Origin of the sequence: Segatella hominis (genome assembly GCF_004535825.1) — a bacterium.
GTDB classification, from domain to species: Bacteria; Bacteroidota; Bacteroidia; order Bacteroidales; family Bacteroidaceae; genus Prevotella; species Prevotella hominis.
In genome coordinates, this window is sequence record NZ_SGVY01000017.1 from 38,447 (window position 1) to 58,857 (window position 20,411).

General features: G+C 41.8%; 20 protein-coding genes. 8 read left to right on the forward strand and 12 right to left on the reverse strand.

Annotated elements, in window-relative coordinates:
• Positions 1–137 precede the first annotated feature (137 nt).
• The 5 genes from EXN75_RS08115 to EXN75_RS08130 all read left to right on the forward strand — a co-directional run bounded on the left by EXN75_RS08115 (position 138) and on the right by EXN75_RS08130 (position 6,014).
• Positions 138–2,690, forward strand: coding sequence for a DUF5686 and carboxypeptidase-like regulatory domain-containing protein (locus tag EXN75_RS08115; RefSeq protein ID WP_187349079.1), 2,553 nt, complete (start codon positions 138–140; stop codon positions 2,688–2,690).
• 217 nt (positions 2,691–2,907) lie between these two features.
• Positions 2,908–3,546, forward strand: coding sequence for a response regulator transcription factor (locus EXN75_RS08120; RefSeq protein ID WP_118116878.1), 639 nt, complete (start codon positions 2,908–2,910; stop codon positions 3,544–3,546).
• Positions 3,547–4,109: 563 nt separating this feature from the next.
• Positions 4,110–5,132: a LacI family DNA-binding transcriptional regulator gene (locus EXN75_RS08125; RefSeq protein WP_118116877.1), complete on the forward strand. Its 1,023-nt coding sequence runs from the start codon at positions 4,110–4,112 to the stop codon at positions 5,130–5,132.
• Between the two features lie 32 nt (positions 5,133–5,164).
• Complete coding sequence (locus EXN75_RS17660) at positions 5,165–5,320, forward strand: hypothetical protein (RefSeq protein ID WP_233524635.1); 156 nt, start codon at positions 5,165–5,167, stop codon at positions 5,318–5,320.
• A gap of 115 nt (positions 5,321–5,435) precedes the next feature.
• On the forward strand, positions 5,436–6,014 hold the full coding sequence (locus EXN75_RS08130; RefSeq protein WP_118116875.1) for a GNAT family N-acetyltransferase: 579 nt from the start codon (positions 5,436–5,438) through the stop codon (positions 6,012–6,014).
• 355 nt (positions 6,015–6,369) lie between these two features.
• On the opposite strand, the gene EXN75_RS08135 is transcribed toward EXN75_RS08130, so the two are convergent.
• The 3 genes from EXN75_RS08135 to EXN75_RS08145 all read right to left on the reverse strand — a co-directional run bounded on the left by EXN75_RS08135 (position 6,370) and on the right by EXN75_RS08145 (position 9,281).
• On the reverse strand, positions 6,370–7,794 hold the full coding sequence (locus EXN75_RS08135; protein ID WP_134843408.1) for an alanine/glycine:cation symporter family protein: 1,425 nt from the start codon (positions 7,792–7,794) through the stop codon (positions 6,370–6,372).
• Between the two features lie 82 nt (positions 7,795–7,876).
• On the reverse strand, positions 7,877–8,461 hold the full coding sequence (locus EXN75_RS08140) for a DUF4230 domain-containing protein (protein WP_118116870.1): 585 nt from the start codon (positions 8,459–8,461) through the stop codon (positions 7,877–7,879).
• A 142-nt stretch (positions 8,462–8,603) separates the two neighbouring features.
• Positions 8,604–9,281, reverse strand: a complete 678-nt coding sequence (locus tag EXN75_RS08145) for a DUF4230 domain-containing protein (RefSeq protein ID WP_134843409.1) — start codon at positions 9,279–9,281, stop codon at positions 8,604–8,606.
• Positions 9,282–9,673: 392 nt separating this feature from the next.
• On the opposite strand from EXN75_RS08145, the gene EXN75_RS08150 reads away from it, so the two are divergent.
• Entirely contained in the window at positions 9,674–10,279 is a 606-nt protein-coding gene (locus EXN75_RS08150) for a DUF4738 domain-containing protein (protein ID WP_306666679.1), read from the forward strand.
• A gap of 39 nt (positions 10,280–10,318) precedes the next feature.
• Here the strand turns inward: EXN75_RS08150 and EXN75_RS08155 are convergent, their stop codons facing one another.
• The 3 genes from EXN75_RS08155 to EXN75_RS08165 all read right to left on the reverse strand — a co-directional run bounded on the left by EXN75_RS08155 (position 10,319) and on the right by EXN75_RS08165 (position 11,912).
• On the reverse strand, positions 10,319–10,636 hold the full coding sequence (locus EXN75_RS08155) for a hypothetical protein (protein ID WP_306666678.1): 318 nt from the start codon (positions 10,634–10,636) through the stop codon (positions 10,319–10,321).
• A 101-nt stretch (positions 10,637–10,737) separates the two neighbouring features.
• Entirely contained in the window at positions 10,738–11,214 is a 477-nt protein-coding gene (gene ribH, locus EXN75_RS08160; protein ID WP_022111439.1) for a 6,7-dimethyl-8-ribityllumazine synthase, read from the reverse strand.
• A 2-nt stretch (positions 11,215–11,216) separates the two neighbouring features.
• On the reverse strand, positions 11,217–11,912 hold the full coding sequence (locus tag EXN75_RS08165) for a tetratricopeptide repeat protein (protein ID WP_134843411.1): 696 nt from the start codon (positions 11,910–11,912) through the stop codon (positions 11,217–11,219).
• 254 nt (positions 11,913–12,166) lie between these two features.
• Here EXN75_RS08165 and recF point away from each other — a divergent pair, with 254 nt between their 5' ends.
• Together recF and EXN75_RS08175 are read left to right on the forward strand one after the other, a co-directional pair.
• Complete coding sequence (recF, locus tag EXN75_RS08170) at positions 12,167–13,276, forward strand: DNA replication/repair protein RecF (RefSeq protein WP_134843412.1); 1,110 nt, start codon at positions 12,167–12,169, stop codon at positions 13,274–13,276.
• Between the two features lie 116 nt (positions 13,277–13,392).
• On the forward strand, positions 13,393–13,683 hold the full coding sequence (locus tag EXN75_RS08175; protein ID WP_118116860.1) for a DUF721 domain-containing protein: 291 nt from the start codon (positions 13,393–13,395) through the stop codon (positions 13,681–13,683).
• On the opposite strand, the gene EXN75_RS08180 is transcribed toward EXN75_RS08175, so the two are convergent.
• The 6 genes from EXN75_RS08180 to EXN75_RS08205 all read right to left on the reverse strand — a co-directional run bounded on the left by EXN75_RS08180 (position 13,680) and on the right by EXN75_RS08205 (position 20,407).
• Positions 13,680–14,225, reverse strand: a complete 546-nt coding sequence (locus tag EXN75_RS08180; protein WP_134843413.1) for a 5-formyltetrahydrofolate cyclo-ligase — start codon at positions 14,223–14,225, stop codon at positions 13,680–13,682. The two genes, EXN75_RS08175 and EXN75_RS08180, sit on opposite strands and share 4 nt — an antisense overlap.
• 46 nt (positions 14,226–14,271) lie before the next feature.
• Entirely contained in the window at positions 14,272–15,930 is a 1,659-nt protein-coding gene (locus tag EXN75_RS08185) for a S41 family peptidase (protein ID WP_134843428.1), read from the reverse strand.
• 62 nt (positions 15,931–15,992) lie between these two features.
• Positions 15,993–16,451, reverse strand: a complete 459-nt coding sequence (locus EXN75_RS08190; protein WP_118116855.1) for a deoxycytidylate deaminase — start codon at positions 16,449–16,451, stop codon at positions 15,993–15,995.
• Between the two features lie 10 nt (positions 16,452–16,461).
• Positions 16,462–18,552, reverse strand: coding sequence for a M3 family metallopeptidase (locus EXN75_RS08195; protein WP_134843414.1), 2,091 nt, complete (start codon positions 18,550–18,552; stop codon positions 16,462–16,464).
• 116 nt (positions 18,553–18,668) lie between these two features.
• Entirely contained in the window at positions 18,669–19,343 is a 675-nt protein-coding gene (locus EXN75_RS08200) for a Crp/Fnr family transcriptional regulator (RefSeq protein ID WP_134843415.1), read from the reverse strand.
• 47 nt (positions 19,344–19,390) lie between these two features.
• A complete protein-coding gene (locus EXN75_RS08205; protein ID WP_118116849.1) occupies positions 19,391–20,407 on the reverse strand; it encodes an FAD:protein FMN transferase in 1,017 nt (338 codons plus the stop codon).
• Positions 20,408–20,411 lie beyond the last annotated feature (4 nt).

Consider the following 20,411-nt stretch of genomic DNA (forward strand, 5'->3'; position numbering starts at 1 on the left):
TAGTTTTCGCAGATTTTCAGAAGAATATTCTTAACTTTGCAGCCAGAAATAGAAAGTTGACGAAAAAACAGTTAGTAGTCAAGAGTTAAGTTAAGGGTGGGGCATCGCAGTTATGCCCTCCTATATATTAATAAGGTATGAAGGTTTTTAGAAAATTGTATTTTGTAGTTGTGCTGCTGCTGGTTTCTACACTCCAGCTGATGGCCCAACAAAAGATAACAGGACGAGTCATAGATGAGGATGGATTTGCCGTTTCCTATGCCAGCGTGCAATATCGCGGGCATAAGATAGCCGTGTCCAGCGACAGTCAGGGTAAGTTCTCCATCGAGAAACATCCAGGCTGGGTGCTCACAGTATCTGCCCTGAGCTACAAGTCGCAGACCATCAGCGTAAACGAGAAAATGGATTTCATAGAAGTAAAGCTGAAGGACGACAGCCATAAGCTCAACGAGGTGGTGGTGAAGACCAAGCGAAGCAAATATAGTCGTAAGGACAACCCTGCCGTGGAGCTGATGAGGCGAGTGATAGCTGCCAAGAAAAAGACCGATCTCAGCAATCATGATTACTATCAGTATGACAAGTATCAGAAGATAACGCTTGCCCTCAACGACCTAAAGAAAGAGCAGCTGGAAGGCAAGTTCTTCAGCAAGCGACAGTATCTTCTGGACCAGGTAGAGACCTCTCCCTATAACGGAAAGCTTACCCTTCCGGTGAGCATCGACGAGACGGTTTCGCAGCACATCTATCGCAAGGATCCGAAGACAGAGAAAGACATCATCAAGGGCCAGCAGAGCAATGGTATCGGACAGGTAATCCAGACCGGCGAGATACTCAATACAGCCCTCAAGGATGCCTTCACCGATGTGGATATCTACGACGACTACGTGCGCCTGCTGCAGTATCCGTTCCCTTCGCCTATCGGTAGAACGGGCATCTCCTTCTATCATTATTATATAGAAGACACGGTGTATGTAGAGCGAGACCTCTGCTATCATCTCCAGTTTATACCTGCCAATTCGCAGGACTTCGGCTTCCGTGGAGAGCTGTACGTACTCGCAGACAGTTCGCTGCACGTGAAGAAATGCAATCTCTACATGCCTCACAATACCGACGTGAACTATGTGAAGAATATGAAGATAGAGCAGGAATACACCAGGCTCGACAATGGCGAATGGGTGCTCTCGAAAGACGATATGATAGCCGAACTGCATGTGAACAGTATGCTGCAAGACCTGCTCGTGGTGAGGAACACCCGACTTACCGACTATGCCTTCGATGAACTGCCGAAGATACTCTTCAAGGGTAAGGCCAAGGTAAGGCACGATATGGATGCCATGAACCGCGACGAGGCCTACTGGAACAAATACAGGCAGGTGGACCTCACAAAGAGTGAATCGTCGATGGACAGCTTTATCCACCGCATGGAAAACTCGAAGGGATTCAAGTATATCATCTTCTTCGTGAAGGCCCTGATGGAGAACTACGTGGAGATAGGAGGCGGTACAGACGGCAAGAAGAGCAAGTTCGATCTCGGACCGGTGAATACCTACATCTCCAAGAACTTCGTGGATGGTATCCGACTGCGACTGGCCGGTAGAACCATGGCTGCCCTCAATCCGCATTTCTTCTGGGACGGATATGCAGCCTACGGTACCAAGAGCAACGACTGGTACACGGGCAATATCTTCACTTATTCGCTCAACAAGAAGAAGAACAGTCCGTTTGAATTCCCGATGCGCAACCTCACTTTCGAGGTGGCCCGAGATGTGACTTCTCCTTCAGACGAGAACCTGCTGCACAATAAGGACAACTTCTTCATGACCTTCCGTGCAGCCACTCAGGACGAGATGTTCCTCTACCACCGCCAGAAGTTGGCATTCACCTACGAGACCGACTGGGGCTTCCGATTCAATACGAGTCTACGCTTCCAGAGCAACCGCACGGTGGGCAATCTCCACTACTATCATCTGGATGGTACCGAGGTGAAGAAGATCCGCATGACCGACCTCAACGTGGGCATCAACTATAATCCGGGTGTTACCTATGTGAATACCAAGCAGCAGCGACTGCCAATCAATCTCGACAGTCCGGAAATCGGACTCTCGCATACGATGGGCTTCAGAGGCTTCATGGGCGGTCAGTATCACAGTAATATCACCAAGTTGAGCATCTACAAACGCCAGTGGCTCGGCAGTTGGGGTTATCTCGACTTCCATGCCATCGGACAGGCACAGTGGAACAAGGTGCCGTTCCCGATGCTCATCCTGCCTCCTATCAACCTCTCTTACTTTGAGCAGGAGACAACAATCAGTTTGATGAAAGACTGGGAATTCCTCAACGACCGCCAGGTGTTCTGGGCACTCTCTTGGGATATGAACGGCAAGCTGCTCAACCGCATTCCGCTCATCAAGAAACTCAAGTGGCGCGAGTGGTTTGCCATCAAGGGCGTGTGGGGCCATCTTACCGACAAGAACAATCCATATCTGGAGAAGAACCAGGGAGACGGAAGGCTGTTTAAGTTCCCTAAAAACTCTCATGTGATGAATGATACACCTTACTGGGAGTGCGTGGCTGGTGTGCACAACATCTTCAAGTTCTTCTCAGTAGAGTATGTGAGACGACTCACCTATCTGAATAACAACAACATCGACAAGTGGGGTATCCGTTTCGGCTTCATGATGTCGTTCTGATATACGAGAAAAATAACCCATAGGCGACTCCTCAAAGTAGCCTATGGGTCGTTTTGCATTATAGAGATATATCAATGGTATAAAAATCGAATAAATATCAGTTGAATATCGAACCGGTATCATCATCCTCCAAATCAATCGGGGAGCGATGGCTACAGTGCGCAAACAGAATATATAAGGAGAATAACAACATAAAAAAATAGGAGAGAATATAACTATGAGAATTTTATTAGCAGACAGACAGGACATCACCCGTGCGGGCATGATATACGTGCTGCAGGGGATGGAAGGACTGGAATGGAAATATACGGATGACAAGGCCGAACTGATGCTGGCGCTGAAGGAGAACGACGATACGGTAGTGGTCTTAGACTACACTTCATTCGATATCAACGATGCCGATGAACTGCTGATACTCCAGCAGCGATTCACTCACACACGCTGGCTGCTCTTCAGCGAAGATCTGAGTGCCGAGCTGGTAAGGGTATTGATAGCTAGTAGCATGCAGTTCAGTATTCTGCTGAAGGAGTGTCCGCTTTCAGAAATCAAGGAAGCCATCAAGTTCTGCGTGCATGGCAACCGGTTCATCTGTCAGCGCATGATGGAAGTGCTTCTGGCTCCTAAGCATGAGGTAGAGGAGAAGGTTAACCTGACGAAGACAGAGACGGAGATACTGAAAGACATAGCTCTCGGCATGACGACCAAGGAAATAGCAGACAAGCGATTCTCAAGTTTCCATACCGTGAACACCCATCGCAAGAATATCTTCCGCAAGCTAAATGTGAACAATGTTCATGAGGCTACCAAGTATGCGCTGAGGGCAGGACTCGTGGATACTGCAGAATACTATATCTGATTTTGGGAGAAAGTTCTTCTGAAAATAGTAGATTATTCTGAAAAGGAGTTCGGAGAAAGAAACTAAAGATAATTCTCAAGGGGAACCTCACGGGGTCTCCTCGAAAGTTTCTCGCGGTTCTCTTCAAGGGATTCTCAAGAGGACTCTTCAAGAGGCTCCTCGGAAGTTTTTTTCAAAAAATAAGAGGATAAGTTCTCGAAAGAGGATTAAAAAAGATTCTTCAAGGAATTCAGAGTAAATCCAGAATAAGAGAGAAATCAGAAGAGAGAATTCAGAAAAAAATAGGCTTAAACTTGTCCTCACGACAAATCTAAGCCTTACCTGTTTCTAACTAACTTATTATCAACTATTCATTACTTTCATTTGCAAAATTAGTACATTTTTAGTGATAATCTTTCTAAATTTGTGAAAAAACACACGTAAACGTTTGCGCCTTTAGAGAAAAAATACTATCTTTGCAGAGGAAAAAGTGTACTCACTGGTTTGATAAAGTTTTTACTAAACAAAGATGCTTGTGAGGTGTAATTAAATGAACTCTTATTTGACTACAAATCAGCAACTATATGAAACAACGTAGAACCTCTTTGAAGGATTTGGCAGCCCAGCTTGGTGTCAGCATTGCTACCGTTTCACGGGCTTTGCGCAACAGCCACGAAGTGGGCGAGGAGATGACCAAGAAGGTCAAAGATCTGGCCAAGGAACTCAATTATAGACCTAACCCGTTTGCGCAGAGCCTCCGCAAGGAAGCACCGCACGTGATAGGTGTCATCGTCCCTAATCTGGTGACCCACTACTATGCTGCCGTTCTCGATGGTATAGAAGATTATGCAACCAAACACGGTTATTCCGTTATCAGTGCCAACAGTCATGAAGATTATGAGCGAGAGGTAATGGCACTCGACAACTTCCTCAATATGCACGTGGAAGGCATCATTGCCTGTCTGGCGCAGGATACCATAGACTATTCTCATTTCGAACAACTTCATAAGATGTCCATCCCGCTTGTATTCTTCGCCCGCTGCTGTTTGGAAGACAAGTTCTCTCAGGTGGTAGGAAATGGAGATGTGGCAGCGCAGGAAGCCACGCAGCACCTCATCGAAACCGGTTCGAAACGTATCGCATTCATCGGCGGTCCTAACCATCTCGATATGGTGCGCCGCCGCAAGCACGGCTATCTGGAGGCTCTCAGAGATAATCATATTCCGATAGATAGAAACCTGGTTGTCTGTGACAAAATTGATTTCGATGTGGCCCGCAACGCAACTCTGAAACTCCTGGAGGGCGACAATCGGCCGGATGCAATCTTAGCTTTCAACGATATCATCACCTATGCAGCCTTTGACGCCATCAAGGCCAAAGGGCTTCGCATTCCGCAGGATGTTGCCATCATCGGCTTTACGGATGGAGACACGGCTGCCTTCGTTACTCCTCGTCTCACAGCCATCATGGACAAAGCCCACGAACAGGGAACCAAGGCATGCGAACTCCTGATGAGAAGTATCAATGGAGATGAGAAGATATATAAAGAGGTGGTGCCGATGATTCTGAAAATCAGAGAAAGTTCTGAAAAACAGGAATCGCTATAAAACGACTGATTTTCTTCTCATCTGATGCCCACATTCTTGGAACAGATAATGGATGCCAAACCTCTTTAGAGCGTTTTACCGGTCCGAAGCGTAAGGCTTTCTTTGGAAAATGCATCGTAGTTCTGAAGGGAAAAGGTACACTTAAAGCACAGGCGCCTGACTTGAAAGAAGCAATGTTGAAGTTCTGAAATAGAGGTTGTTACACGCTAACAAAACTGTTTTTTTATTTTTCACAATATCTTTAAAAAATAACCAAGACAAAATTCGTTTGTCTTGGTTATTTTGCTTATCTTTGCAGGCATTATGAAGATAAAAATAGAAAATGCTACGCCTGACATGGCTTCTCATATTGCATCGCTTATCATGGAGGCGATGAATGCTGAGTGTTGTCAAAACTTTGCTGGACCTAAGCATACATTGGTTGACTTTCATCGTATGATGACCCGTTTGGTCGAGATGGAAGATAGCCAATATAGTTATCGTAATGTCTTGGCTGCCTATACCTCCAGTGGTATATTGGCTGGTATCTGTGTCGCTTATGATGGTGCAAAACTGCATCAGCTCCGTCGTCGATTCTATGAAGCTGCATTGGAAGCTTTTGGAATTGATTATACAGGCATGACAGATGAGACGGAAGATGGTGAGTTCTATATTGACAGTCTCGCTGTCTCCAGTAATTTCCGTGGAAAGGGCATTGCTTCTCAGTTGCTTCAGGCTACTATTGAGCGTGGGGCAGAACTTGGAATACCAACAGTCGGTTTGCTTGTCGATAAAGGTAATCCTAAAGCTGAGGCTCTCTATCAGCGTCTTGGTTTTGTTTATGTCAATGATTCCACATGGGGTGGACATCCGATGAGACATTTACAGTATAAGCAAAACTGATATCTGATATTTTGTTGCATAATGTCTTTGGCGTGATATTCATCATGCTAACGCACTGTTGTGCAAAGAGTTGTGCAATCGTTTGCTCAAGTAAAAATGCAAAAAACTAATATAAATGCATCCAACTTATTACTTTTTGTCGTACCTTTGCAATCAGAAAAAGGTTTTAGGTTTTTCATATAGGTAAAGTATAGGTTATAGCTGAATTACTGTAGGTATTCAGTTTCTCAGTAGAAAGTAAGTTTTTAGGTTTAGGTTGAATAAAATTTTATTAGTTTTTGTTGATTTAGTAAAAAGAATTGTCCTGACTGCGTGATGTAGTCAGGACAATTCCTTTTTATATGGATGCAAGATTTTATTTCTTTGGATGTACTTCTTCCATCTGTGGTTGAATCTTTTCGATTTCTTCCAGTTCCTCTATCTCGTTTTCTTCCATATCCCTATCAAGTCTGTCTCTCCAGAGATACTTTCTGGTTTCGTGTACGATAATTCCGCTGAGGCATAGCAGGGATACCAGGTTTGGAATGGCCATGAGTGCATTCATGCAGTCTGCTATGTTCCACACGAGACCGAGGCTGATAACACTTCCTGCAAAGATACTTGCGATGTATAGCATTCGATAGCATAACATCCACTTTTTGCCCTTAAGATATTCCACGCAACGCTCTCCGTAATAGCTCCATCCCAATGTTGTACTGAAAGCAAAAGTCGCCAGTCCGAAAGTTAAAAGAGGGGCACCGATATAAGGGATTTTACTGAATGCGGCTTTGGTAAGTGCTGCACCATTATGATAGTCTATATCTGGATAGGCAATGATACTGGAGGTAATTACTAAACCTGTTAATGCACAGATGATGACAGTGTCCCAGAATGTACCAGTAGATGATACCAATGCCTGGCGTACAGGATTGCGGGTTTGTGCAGCTGCAGCAACAATAGGGGCAGATCCCAAACCAGACTCATTAGAAAAAAGGCCACGTGCGATACCATAACGTGCAGCCATCATCAATGTGCTACCCGCGAAGCCGCCTCCTGCAGCTTTGGTAGTAAAGGCTGACTCCAGGATAACCTTGAGAGCAGGCAACAGATAGGCATGGTTGACAAAGAGAATGTATATGCATCCGATGACATAGAAGAGTGCCATGAAAGGGACTAACATACCGCATACATTTGAGATTGTCTTTACACCACCGAGAATTACGGCTGCACCAAGAATAGTAACGATGGCTCCCGTAATGTATGGTGATATTCCATATTGGTTTTCTACCAGAGAAGATATAGCATTAGCCTGTACGGTACTTCCTATTCCAAAAGAAGCCAATGCAGCAAAGATTGCAAAAAGAATGGCCAGCCATTTCCAGCCCAATCCTTTCTCTAATGCATACATAGGTCCACCCAGCATGCGTCCTCGTCTCGTTTTTACTCGATATTTTACTGCAAGTAATCCTTCTGCATATTTTGTGGATATACCAAATACACCTGTAAGCCAGCACCATAGTACAGCACCCGGACCACCCAGCGCAATGGCCGTGGCAACACCGATGATATTACCTGTTCCGATAGTTGCAGCAAGCGCTGTAGCCAGGGCACCAAACTGTGATACGTCTCCTGTTGCGTTCTTATCCTTCTTGAGGGAAAGCTTGATAGCTTTCAATATCTTACGTTGCGGAAAACGTAATCGGATAGTCAGGAATATATGGGTTCCTAACAGAAGGATAATCATAGGCCATCCCCAAAGGAATGAACTGAAAGCTAAGAAAAAATCGTTGATTGCATCCATAAGTCTCTCTTAATTTACCTTATTATTTTGTGTTTATATTTATGTAATTGAAGTTTTGGAAAGTGAATATTTGTTCTATCACTTATTTTTTATGTTCTTCTTCAAATCTTACCTTTACATTTGTAAATCCCATAGCCTTGAGCATCTTGTAGAATTGAATCCGAGCATTTTCTTCTGCTGTTGATATGTTTGTATTTGATAAGCATCGTATTCTCATTGCATTGTAAGCTCGCTCATAAAGTTTTTGCCTGTCTTTTCCTGTCCAGTCACCGGTTTCAAAAAAAGACTGGGTTCTTGCTTCGTCAATAAAATTATGATCCAGTAGTTTGATAGGAGGTAGTGTACAGACAATCGTATCTTTCTCTGTTTCTATCCAACCTTCCTTTACTTCTTTCATATCAATGCCAAGCCGAAGTGTACCATAATAGATACGTACTAACTTGTCGTCACCGAAGAAGCCATGCCTTGTTGTATCAATGAGTTCTTCGTCACTGATTGATAGAAATTCCCATTGCCCGATGTTCTCTATAGTGCGGATTTGTGTAGGAGACAGTTGTGTCTGCCCCACGTTTTCTCCTTCCACATGAGTATCTCTTGCCAACCAATATAGACTTCCACCTATTATAATGACAAGTACTAATATAATGATGAATTCTATTCGCTTCATTGTATATTGCCTTTTTATTATCTTTATTTCTTCAGGTTGATCTTTACCTAATTAATATCTTTGTTATATGGCTACCCTCCGGCTTTTTTATCTGATTATTAGAACCTTCTCTTTAAATCAGATACTTTTATAACCTGTTCCTTTAGTTCGTCTTCTTTTCAATAGTCGAATAGTCCAGGATGGTCTTGAGATCGTCCAAAGAAAATTTCTTTCTAAAAGTTATCTTTATATTTTCTTCTTTGAATCCCATTTCTATGAGCATAGGAATTAGAATGTTGGCAGCATTTTGTCTTGCTGTTTCAATGACTTCCATATTGGGAATGTCCTTGATGATTCCTTCCCGGCCCTGCTGTTCATATAGACTGAGTTCAGCATCGCTAAAGTTACGTCGGGTGAGAGAAACAAACTGCTTGACTCCTTCATGATCTATTTTGCTGCTTGTCAGCATTATTTTTGGGTCAGGCAATGTAATCTCTATTTTTTCTTCCTTTCTGTTGATGTTCTGTGCCCCAAAATCCTTGAAATCTATGTATGCTTTTAGTGTGGCATCCATCGGAATTGCAACTTTTCTGTTGGAACCTGGTACATTGATATTAAAATCTTTTTTGAATATAGAGCCTTTCAATTTCAGTTGGTCGTCATGAGTTACTATTTTATGGACATGTATTTCTGTCGTGTAAAGTCTGTTGCATTTTTGTATCTGCATTACCATCATGGGAATAGTATCAATGACAGTCTTCTTTTCCTCTGTTTTCTTTTCTGAGCAAGAGGAAAAGGTGTATATGATAGCAACTAATAATAAAAAAAATAACTTTTTCATACGAATTGTCTTGTTTTGGATGCAAAGTTACATCAAAATGTTTGAAAAACCAAATTATTTCTTTTCTTTTGTTTCTTTTTAATAGTGATTCATTGATCATATGCATTTTTCCTTCAGAAAGATATCTTCTTGGAAGATTGTTTTTGTGTTGAAATATGTTAAAAACGAAGAAAAATCAATTTCGTATTAAACCTTTCTGCTTTCAAAGTGTCTATATAAACGATTAGAATTCATAAACTGAACTTTTATAATATCGTGTGAGAACAATAGGTTTTTAGTTAGTAAAAAGGTTAAGAAGCACTCTCTTGTGAAAGAGGGTGCTTTTTTTATTCTGTTTTTTTTGTCAATTGATAATTTTTTCTTAATTTTGCCACATAATCTATAAAAATGTAATGATGAATAGAATATTTCCTTTACTTTTGGCTGCATGTCTTGTCACAGGCTTCACATCTTGCAGTGAAAAGAAAAAGAGTGATGTTATCATCGCTCCAAAGCCTCAGGCTCCAAAGCCAAAGAAAACTCAGCAGATGAGTGGATATGAACAGGCTCGTGAGGTTGAATGGCTGGGTTCAACCTATAAAGTTATAGTTAAGCGTGAAGCAGACAATAGTTTGCCTTTAGCTGTCGGTGATGATAATACCAAATATTTTGATAATAAGATTACGGTTAGAATTCTGCGTAAAGATGGTACTGAATTTTTTAATCGTACCTTTCTGAAGACCGATTTTACGGGATATTTAGATAAAAATACCCAGCAAAATGGGGCATTGCTTGGTTTGGTCTATGTACAGGCTGAGGGTAACAACCTGGTTTTTGCAGGAAGTGTTGGATCTCCAGATGTAACAAGTGATGAGTATGTGCCTTTAGTAGTTAAGATCTCTCGCATGGGTGCTGTTTCCGTTGGTAAAGATACCAAATTGGATACAGGTAGTGATGAAGAAGATGATGATAATACTAATGAGCAACAAAAAACCTCATCCGATGAGGATGAGGTCTAATGCTTATGTGAATTGATTATCAATCTTGCAGAATAAAGACTACTTGAAAAGTTTTCGGTAGTCTTTTTCAAAGCTTAGAGGGTGTCGGCCAAGGAAGAGTATATTGAGCAGACAATTGGCTGCTAATTCTTCATCATTGAGGCTAGCACCCTTTCCTTTTTTGATTTCTTTACCGAGGCAAGCATCCCAGGTTGTATTGAAACTGGTGTCATCTGCTCCCACAATCATATCCTTGCTATTTGGATCTTCCTTAAGTTCGTATCTGATGGTTTTCTTTGAAACTACAGGCTGGATGTTGCAAAGCATATTGAATGCTTTTTCAAATATATCACGATGCAGGTATGCATTTGGATACATTTCATTCACTGCAGGGAATAACTCTTCAAATTCGAATGATTGTAATAACTGATATAGTTTCATATACCTTATTATATATAGTACGTTATTATTATATATAGTTAGAATTTTGCCATTTTTATAGCATCTATAGCACATTCGTCACCCTTGTTTCCAAGTTTACCACCGCAGCGGTCTTGAGCCTGCTGCAGGTCATTTGTTGTTAACAGACCATAGATGACAGGGATTTCCTGTGTGGCATTTAAGCGAGCTATACCATAGGTAACTCCTTGACAGATATAGTCGAAATGTGGAGTTTCACCGCGTATTACGCATCCAAGTATGATGACTGCATCGTAACCACCGTTGAGTACCATCTGGTGAGCACCATAGATGAGTTCAAAACTGCCAGGAACAGTCTTTACATGAATGTTTTCAGAAAGAGCGCCATGCTTTTCCAAAGTCTTGACAGCTCCGTCAAGCAAGGCACCTGTTACCTCTGGGTTCCATTCTGCTACCACGATGCCAAAGCACATATTGCTTGCGTCTGGCACCTTGGTAAAGTCGTAGTCTGATAAATTATGAAGTGCTGTTGCCATAATTAGTTGGAAGCTCTTTCGATGTATTTATCAATCTCTGAACTCTGAACGAGCATAGAGTTTACATATTTTTTCTTGATGTCCTGGTAGATGCTCAAAGCGTCTGCCTTCTTTCCTTGACTTTCAAGGATTTCACCTGCTTTGATGAGGAAAGTAGGAGAGAGACTGTTGTTAGCACCGTCTTGTGCTTTGTCATCAGCCATGCTTGCAGCATTCTTAAATGCTTCTACTGCCTTGTCGAGCTGGTTAAGATGTGCATAAGCATCACCTAAAGCAGCCTGAGCTGCAGGACTAATCATCTGATCGCCTTTAGAAGAGAATGCATCAAGGCTTTTCTGTGCTTCAGCCCATTTGCCAAGGTTTGCATAGCAAAGACCAGCATAGAGATTGGCCAGGTTTGCAGCTTTTGTACCGCTGTAGTCATTTGCAATTTTTGCAAAACCTACATAGCCAGCACCATCGCCATTGAGAGCCTGATCGTACATCTCATTGTTGAAGTAAGTCTGACCTTTACCCAACATAGTGCTTGCTTTGTCCTCACGTGGACCAGCAATCTGATTGTTGTAAACGAAAATACCTGCAATAATTACAATGATAGCAACTATTGCGCCGAGAATCAACTTCTTGTTCTTCAAGAAGAAGGCCTCATGAATGTTAAGGCTCTCGCTTTCTGGAGCCTGTACGTTGTTGTTTGCCATTTTTTTATTTTGTTTTTTTTATTATTCGAAGTCCGTTGGATAAGCGCATCATCCTTAGAATCCTTTAGTAAAAGGAAAGTAATCATTTATATAAATGAATGCTCATCACCCTTTATGTCTTTTTATGAATCGATTGCGCCTAATTTTTTTGCAAAAATACGCAATTTTATTTATATATTGAAATTTCTAGCGTACTTTTTTCGTTTTTTGCGGTTTTTCTGCTATCTTTGCAGTCCAAAAGCTATAAAGAGCCTATGATTTTAGAGAATATTTCCATCATAAACTATAAGAATATAAAGGGAGTGAACTTGAATTTGTCCCCAAAGATTAATTGTCTTATCGGCCATAACGGTGTAGGTAAGACTAATTTTTTGGATGCTATATATTACCTCTCTTTTTGTCGCAGTGCCAATAATCCTATTGACTCTCAGATTATCATGCATGATGAGAATTTCTTTATGCTTGAAGGTAACTATCGCACAGAACAGGGTGATATAGAGAATATCTATTGTGGTATGAAGCGAGGTACGAAGAAACATTTCAAGCGCAATAAGAAGGAGTATAAGCGATTGTCTCAGCATATCGGTTTGGTTCCCTTGATTTATGTTTCCCCTTCTGATTCTTCCCTTATAGAAGGGGGAAGTGAGGAGCGCCGTCGCCTGATGGATGTTGTCATTTCTCAATATGACCATTCTTATATAGAATTGTTGTCTAATTATAATAAGGCACTCCAGCAGCGTAATGCTCTTTTGAAGATGGAGGAGGAGCCTGATTCGTCCTTGCTTGATATATGGGAACAGGAGATGGCTCGTAATGGTGAGTTGCTCTTTCAGAAACGTCTTGCTTTTGTTGATGAATTGGTTCCTGTTTTTCAACAGATTTATCAGCAAATTTCTGGCCAGCGGGAAATAGTTAGCCTTCGCTATATCTCTCATTGTCAGCGTGGGCCGCTACTGGATGTTATCCAGCGTGATAGATTCAAGGATCGGGCTGTTGGTTATTCTCTTCATGGTGTACATCGTGATGATCTTGAGATGCTTATTGGTGATTTCCAGATGAAACGGGAAGGTAGTCAAGGCCAGAATAAAACTTTTGTGCTTGCATTGAAACTTGCTCAATTTGATTTCTTGCGCCGCACTTCTTCTACAACTACACCTTTGTTGTTGTTAGACGATATCTTTGACAAATTGGATGCGCAGAGAGTAGAATCTATTGTCCAACTTGTTTCTGGTGATAACTTCGGACAGATATTCATTACTGATACGAATCGTGATCATTTGGATAAAATCCTATCTAAAAGCGATGGTGAATATAAAATATTTACTGTTGAAGGTGGAGATATAGGGCTGATGAATAATAGTTGAGAAAGACTCTTTCTCTCTGGGGTTAAGTCTATTTCGCTGTTGCAAAGTCCTTGCTTCTGTTGGCTTGGGACTAATGCTCTGTTTGATTCACATTAATTATTAAAATCATTTATATCATGTTTAGAAGAAAAGTACAATCCATACAGACCTTATTGCCAGATTTCTTGCGTCGTCAGGGATTGGAATCTCCTCTGCGTCAAAGGAGACTTTTAACTTCTTGGGATGAAGTGGTAGGGGAGCCTATTGCCCGATATACCAGTGAGCGATTTATCAAGAACCAGACTCTGTACGTAAAGGTTCATAATCCTGCCTTGCGTGCAGACCTGTCTATGGGGCGTAGTCTTTTGGTGAAACGTCTGAACGAACGTGCCGGTGCACAGGTCATTGTTGATATTAAATTCTATTAGATATCAGTAATGATTTCATCCATGACTTTATCATGTTTTTCATAAGGAATTAAAGATTCTTTCTGAAAACTATAGCAGACTCCGATTTTATAGATGGATGGAACCCTTTCTAAGAATCGGTCGTAATATCCTTTGCCTCTGCCCAGTCGGTGTCCTTTGTCATCAAAACTCATACCAGGAATGATTCCTACTTCGATCTCTCCGTATCTTTTTTCTGAAAATAGAGTTCCGCTTGGCTCTAAGATATGAAAATTACCTTCCTTCAGATCCTTTTTCCCTGTATATTCTCTTAAGATCATATTTTCTCCGTCTGTAACTACAGGGAGCAGGACTTTCTTCCCTTCGGCTACGAGTTCATCTATCCATTCATGTGTATTTACTTCATCCGGTAAAGAATAGTACAGAAGAATGGTTTGTGCTTTTCTTAGATGGGGGCTTTTCTTTAGTTGCATAATAATAGAGAGCGACAGCTCTCCCAGTTGTGCTTGGGTAAACTGTCGCTTCCTATTTCGTATCTCTGTTCTGAGTTCTTGCTTATTCATGCTAATAACGGTTCTTATGATAGCAATGTCTTATTTCTTTTTTCGATTATCTTTTTTTTGATAACTTTTTCTGTTTCCCAGCCACTGGCTTTTTAGGGAATGCCGCATGGCTTTCGAATACTTCCAGTGTTTTCTTGATGACAGGGTCATCCTGATTGATGTATTGAGACCAGGCCTGCTCGTTCAGCATATTGTAAATGATGCGTCCATTGAGCACACGCTCTAAAAGTTTGTGCGACTTTCTTATCAGCAGATTGCGACGTTGTAGTCCATGCTTGTCAGCATAAGTAGCGAACTTGTCAACCATGTCTTGTTTAGAAAGATAATCTGAAAGTTCCATCATCTCCTTAAAGTTATTCAGCTTAGGACGATTATTGTCCGTATAGATGAATGCGTATTGAAGGATCAGTCCACTCATGCTGGCTTCTTTGAAATATGAGGTCATGCCCAGCGTATCTTCTGGTACGAAGATGTCTGGTGTAATACCACCACCGCCATATACCACTCTGCCCAATCCTGTATGGTAGGCAGGTCCTGTGTGCTTGATGCTGTCTTTTGAGAAGAACTCACCATGCTGATAGCGATCCAGTAAGTCTTGCTCATAATCTTTATCATCACCCATGCTATATGGCTTCTGTATGCAACGTCCTGAAGGGGTGTAGTATCTTGCAATAGTCAGTCGGATGAGACTGTGGTCTGGGAATTCCAACTGTTGTTGTACCAGACCTTTTCCAAAAGAGCGGCGACCGATGATTGTCGCGCGGTCGTTGTCCTGCATGGCACCCGCAAAGATTTCTGCAGATGAAGCTGAACCTTCATTAATCAGTACTACCAACGGTATATTCTGATAGGAACCTTTACCATCGCTGCGATATTCCTGACGTGGTGACTTGCGTCCCTGTGTATAGACGATCAGTTTCTTGTCAGACAGGAATTCATTAGCCATGTTTACAGCTGCAGAAAGATAACCGCCGGAGTTGTCTCGTAAGTCAATGCAAAGATTTTTGAAGCCTTCCTGTGACAACTTAGCTAAAGCGATCAGCATCTCAGGGTAGGTATTCTCACCGAAATTCTTAATGCGAATATATCCAGTAGTGTTATCCAACATATATGCAGCGGTGACGCTCTTGGTTGGAATCTCACCACGGGTTACAGTATAAGTTTGTACCTTATTACTGCCGTAACGCACAATACCAATCTTGACTTTCGTGTCTTTTGGACCTTTCAGACGGTGCATCGCTTCCTGATTGGTGACTATTTTGCCCACAAAAGGTTTGCCATCTACTGCTACGATTTTATCACCAGCCAGCAGACCGGCTTTTTCTGCAGGTCCGTTTTGGATGACATTCTGAATATGGATGGTGTCGTCTCTGATGACAAATTCTACACCTACTCCGGAGAATGAACCTTTGAGGTCGTCTGTTGCAGCAGCCGCATCTTTTGCGCTTATATAGACAGAGTGTGGGTCTAATTCTGCCAAGATTAATGGAATAGCCTCATCTACCAACGAGTCGATATTGACAGCATCAACATATTGGTCATCTATAATGTGCAGCAGATTGTTGAGTCGGTTGCTTCCACTATTGATGATGTTGAGTCGGTTGCCAGAGAAGTGGTTGGAGAAAAAAGAGCCAAGAAATATGCCCACCACGACACAAGCGGCCATGATGATTGGCATAAATCGATTGTTCTTGTTTTTATTCATATTCATGTTTTATACTAACGTTATTTCTACTATTTGCTCTTGTCTGCATTCTGCATGAAAGCTTATTCCTTTGCTTCTGCTTGAGCATTTTGTTTGTCTATATCCAGAAATTCAACCTTTATTCCAGCTCTTTCCATGAGTTGGATTCCATCATTGAGTCTGTATTTTTCTGCATATACTACGCGCTTGATTCCTGCTTGAATGATGAGCTTGGCACATTCTATGCAGGGAGAAGCGGTAACGTAGAGTGTACTGCCGTCGCTATTATTGCTACTTCTTGCCAATTTGGTGATGGCATTAGCTTCTGCATGGAGAACATACGGCTTGGTAATATCATTTTCTTCGCAGATATTCTCAAAGCCGCTTGGAGTACCATTGTATCCGTCACTGATAATCATTTTGTCTTTGACTACCAGTGCACCCACCTGTCTGCGCTTGCAATAACTGTTTTCCGCCCAAATGCGTGCCATTCTTAAATATCGCAAATCCAGTTTTGTTTGCTTGGATAGTTCGTTCTCCATAATTTTTTTATTAACATTCTCCATTTTTCTTTATTTCATTTCTCTCAAGCAGGGCATCTATTGTTGGCTCTTGACCACGGAATCGTTTATACAGCGTCATTGGATGCTCGGTTCCACCTTTAGACAGAATATTGTCTCTGAAACTTTTTGCTGTAGCTTGATCAAAGATGCCGTTTTTCTTGAAAACGCTGAATGCATCTGCGTCCAGTACTTCTGCCCATTTATAGCTATAGTATCCTGCCGCATATCCACCAGCCATGATATGGGAGAAGGTTACAGTCATACAGGTATCTGGTAACTGAGGTAGAATCATGGCCTTTTCCCATGCTTTCTTTTCGAATGGGATGATGTCGTCTGTGAAAGCATCTTTTTGGGTGTAATATGCCATATCAAGAAGTCCAAAACTTACCTGTCTCAAGCATGCATAAGCCGTCATGAAGTTGCGGCTTTTGACGATGCGCTCTATCAGTTCGTCAGGTAAAGGTTCGCCTGTTTCATAATGGAAGGCAAAGGTGCGGAGGAAATCTTTTTCTATGGCATAGTTCTCCATGAATTGGGATGGTAATTCTACGAAGTCCCACCAAACGTTCGTACCTGAAAGGCTTTCAAAACGGGTGTTAGCAAACATACCATGTAAGCTATGACCAAATTCGTGTAGGAAGGTCTCTACTTCTCCTAATGTCAGAAGCGCAGGCTTTTCCTCTGTTGGCTTGGTGAAATTAGTCACTACGCTGACATGAGGTCTTACATTCTTGCCTTTATGGTCTATCCATTGACCTTGGAATTCCGTCATCCATGCCCCTCCTTGTTTACCCTTTCGTGGGAAGAAGTCTGCATAGAATACAGCGAGATAACTGCCGTCTTTATCGAATACCTCGTATGCTTTTACGTCTGGGTGATATACCTGTATTTCCTTGTTTTCTTTGAAGGAGATTCCATACAACTTGTTTGCGAGACCGAATACTCCCTCTATCACTTTGTCCAACTGGAAATATGGTCGTAGCATTTCGGCATCCAGATTGAATTTCTTCATCTGTAGTTTATGTGAATAGAAACTGAAGTCCCATGGCTGCATATCGAAATCCTTACCTTCTATCTCCTTTGCCAGTTCTTCGATTTCCTTGACCTCCTTGATAGCAGTTGGCTTATAGGCATCAATGAGGTCATTCAGAAGTTTATAGACATTTTTTACATTGCTTGCCATGCGATGCTTGAGTACATAGTCTGCATAGGTGGTGAAACCTAACAGCTGAGCCAGTTCGCGGCGAAGGTTGATGAGGCGCTTGCAGATTTCCAGATTATTGGAGTCGTTGTCATGGGTACACTCTGTATTTCGTGCCATATACATTTCCTTTCGCAACTTTCGCTGTGTAGAGTAAGTCATGAACGGAGAGTAGCTTGGATAGTCTAATGTAAATATCCATCCCTCTTTTTCTTGCTCTTTGGCATTCTGGGCGGCAGCTGCTATCGCTGTATTTGGAAGACCGTCCAACTGGGCCTCGTCTGTTATATGCAGTGTATATGCTTTGTTCTCCTTCAATACATTTTGGGAAAACTGAAGAGTAAGCATACTGGCTTCTTCTGTCAGTTTGCGGAGTTTTTCCTTTCCTTCTTCATCGAGCAAGGCACCACTCCTTACAAAACCGTCATAACTGGTATCGAGCAGCATCTGTTCTTCTGCAGTCAACTCTCGATTAGGATGATCATGTACAAACTTGATTCTTTCAAATAACTTCTTGTTCAGAGTGATGTCATTGGCATGCTTGGTGAGGATAGGACTTAGCTTCTGTGCCAAAGCTTCCATTTCGTCACAGGTTTCTGCACTCATCATGCAGGAAAAAACGTTGGAAACTCGACTCAGAAGGTCGTAATAATGTTCTCCCTTTTCTGTATCTACACGCGCAATGGTATTCTCAAAGGTTGGCTCTGCGGGGTCGTTGATAAGCTTGTCTGTAGCTTCATCATCACGACGGATTCCCTCCATGAAAGCCTCTTCGTAATCTTCAAGTTTTATACGATGGAATGGCACCGTATTGTGCGGTGTGTTATAAGATTCAAAAAATGGATTTATTCTCTTTTCTATATTCTTATCATCAAGCATACTAACTTTATTTTTGTTTTAGGTGCAAAGTTAGCAAAAAAAGATGTGATTCTCTTATCTGTAATTGAGAATTTAACTAATATTACACTCTTATTTGGCAAATCATCATTTTTTTCTTATCTACTTAACAGTTTCTCAAGGGCTGGGATAAAAATCCTTTCTCTTTGTAAGTGTAATAATCCTTCTGCTTCCAGATTGTTCAGAGCCTTAGAAATGTCAAGTCTGCTGTCGTTGAGCTCCTTTGCCATTCGGGTCATCTTGATGTGGAATATTTTCTCTCCACCCGGACGGACACATCGGGCTTCAAAAAAGCGGATGATGAGTTCTTCTATGTTTTTGGGTGGCACACGTAGGGCTCTTCTGCTGATCTTTTGAGTCTGCGCAGAAAATAAGTTCAGTAAGTTGATACGGAAAATCTCAAACAATTCGGAAAGTTTCAGTATCTCCTGCTTTTCGAGTCGCATGATACTGCAATCGGTTTTTGCAATATACGTATGGGTAAATCTTTGGTTGAGTCCGAAGATTCTCTCGGGTTGGAATATTTCGGGAGCAGATATGTATTCTTCGATATTGTAGCCATGGTCGTCTGCATCTGTGAAGACTTTGATTTCTCCTGTGAGAAGAAAGAAGAGTGATAGGCATCGTTCCCCGTCTTTTACGATAGTTTCTCCTTCTGATACTTTTAAAAAGTCAAAGCGGGTCTTCCCCGCTGCCTCGTGCAAGTCGCTACGGCTCATGCCGAGGAAGAGGGGAAGGGAGAGTAATATGTCGAATAATCTATTTTCTGCCATACCGTTTTGTTAGTTTTATTTTAACTTTCTTTGATGGAGATTTCAGGCTATTCTGCTAAAATCTTTTTCATGGATGGAGAATACCATACTCGGTTTTTCCCTTGTGCATCTGAATAAATCAGGTATGCGAGTAGTTCGGGATGCTGTTCAAGAATTTTCTTCGTTCCATCCATGCCCAGTACCATGAAGGAAGTGGCAAATGCATCTGCTGTTGCACAATTGTTGGCAATTACAGTGGCAGAGAGGATATTGTGTTGCACAGGATAACCCGTTTTTGGGTCGATAGTATGTGCATATTTCTTGCCATTTTTGTAATAGAAATTACGATAGTTTCCACTCGTTGCCATGGCTTTGTCTGTGACGTTGAGCACGGTCTGCAGTTCTGTATTCGTATTGAGTGAATCATCCGTAGGCTTATTTACTCCAATGCGCCAAGGTACTCTTTTTTCACTATTGCCGCAGGTTACTACTTCGCCTCCGATTTCAACCATAAAGTTTTCAATGCCTTTCTTCTTAAGCAAGCGAGCTACAACATCACTTCCGTAACCTTTTGCGATAGCTGAACAGTCCAACATTGTATTGGGATTCTGTTTCTTGATATAATCATTTACCAGACTCACTTTTTCGAATCCTACTATGGCTCTGAGGCTATCTATAGTCTCCTTACTTGGTGCCTTTCCCTGCTTGAATCCGAATCCCCAGGTGTTGACCATTGGTGCTACGGTAATATCAAATGCTCCATTGGTCTCTTTGGATATTTTTTCTGCAAGTAGGAAGACTTCCTTAAACATTTCGTCAACCTTTATGTTCTCGTTGCGATTGATTTTGGAAATGATAGACCCTTTGTTAAATGGTGAAAGCGATTGATCTACTTTCTGTAGTTCTTCCTCAATTTCTTTCTGGTAGTTTTCGTCACTCTGATAAGTGATGTGGTATATGGTTCCGAAGATGAAACCCTCGTCATGCTGATAAGGGGTAACGTGTTGCTGGCGTATGATGAAGATGGTACCGATGACCAGTATTGCCAGAAAAGGAAGTTGCCATATCAATTTCTTCTTGTTCATTTCT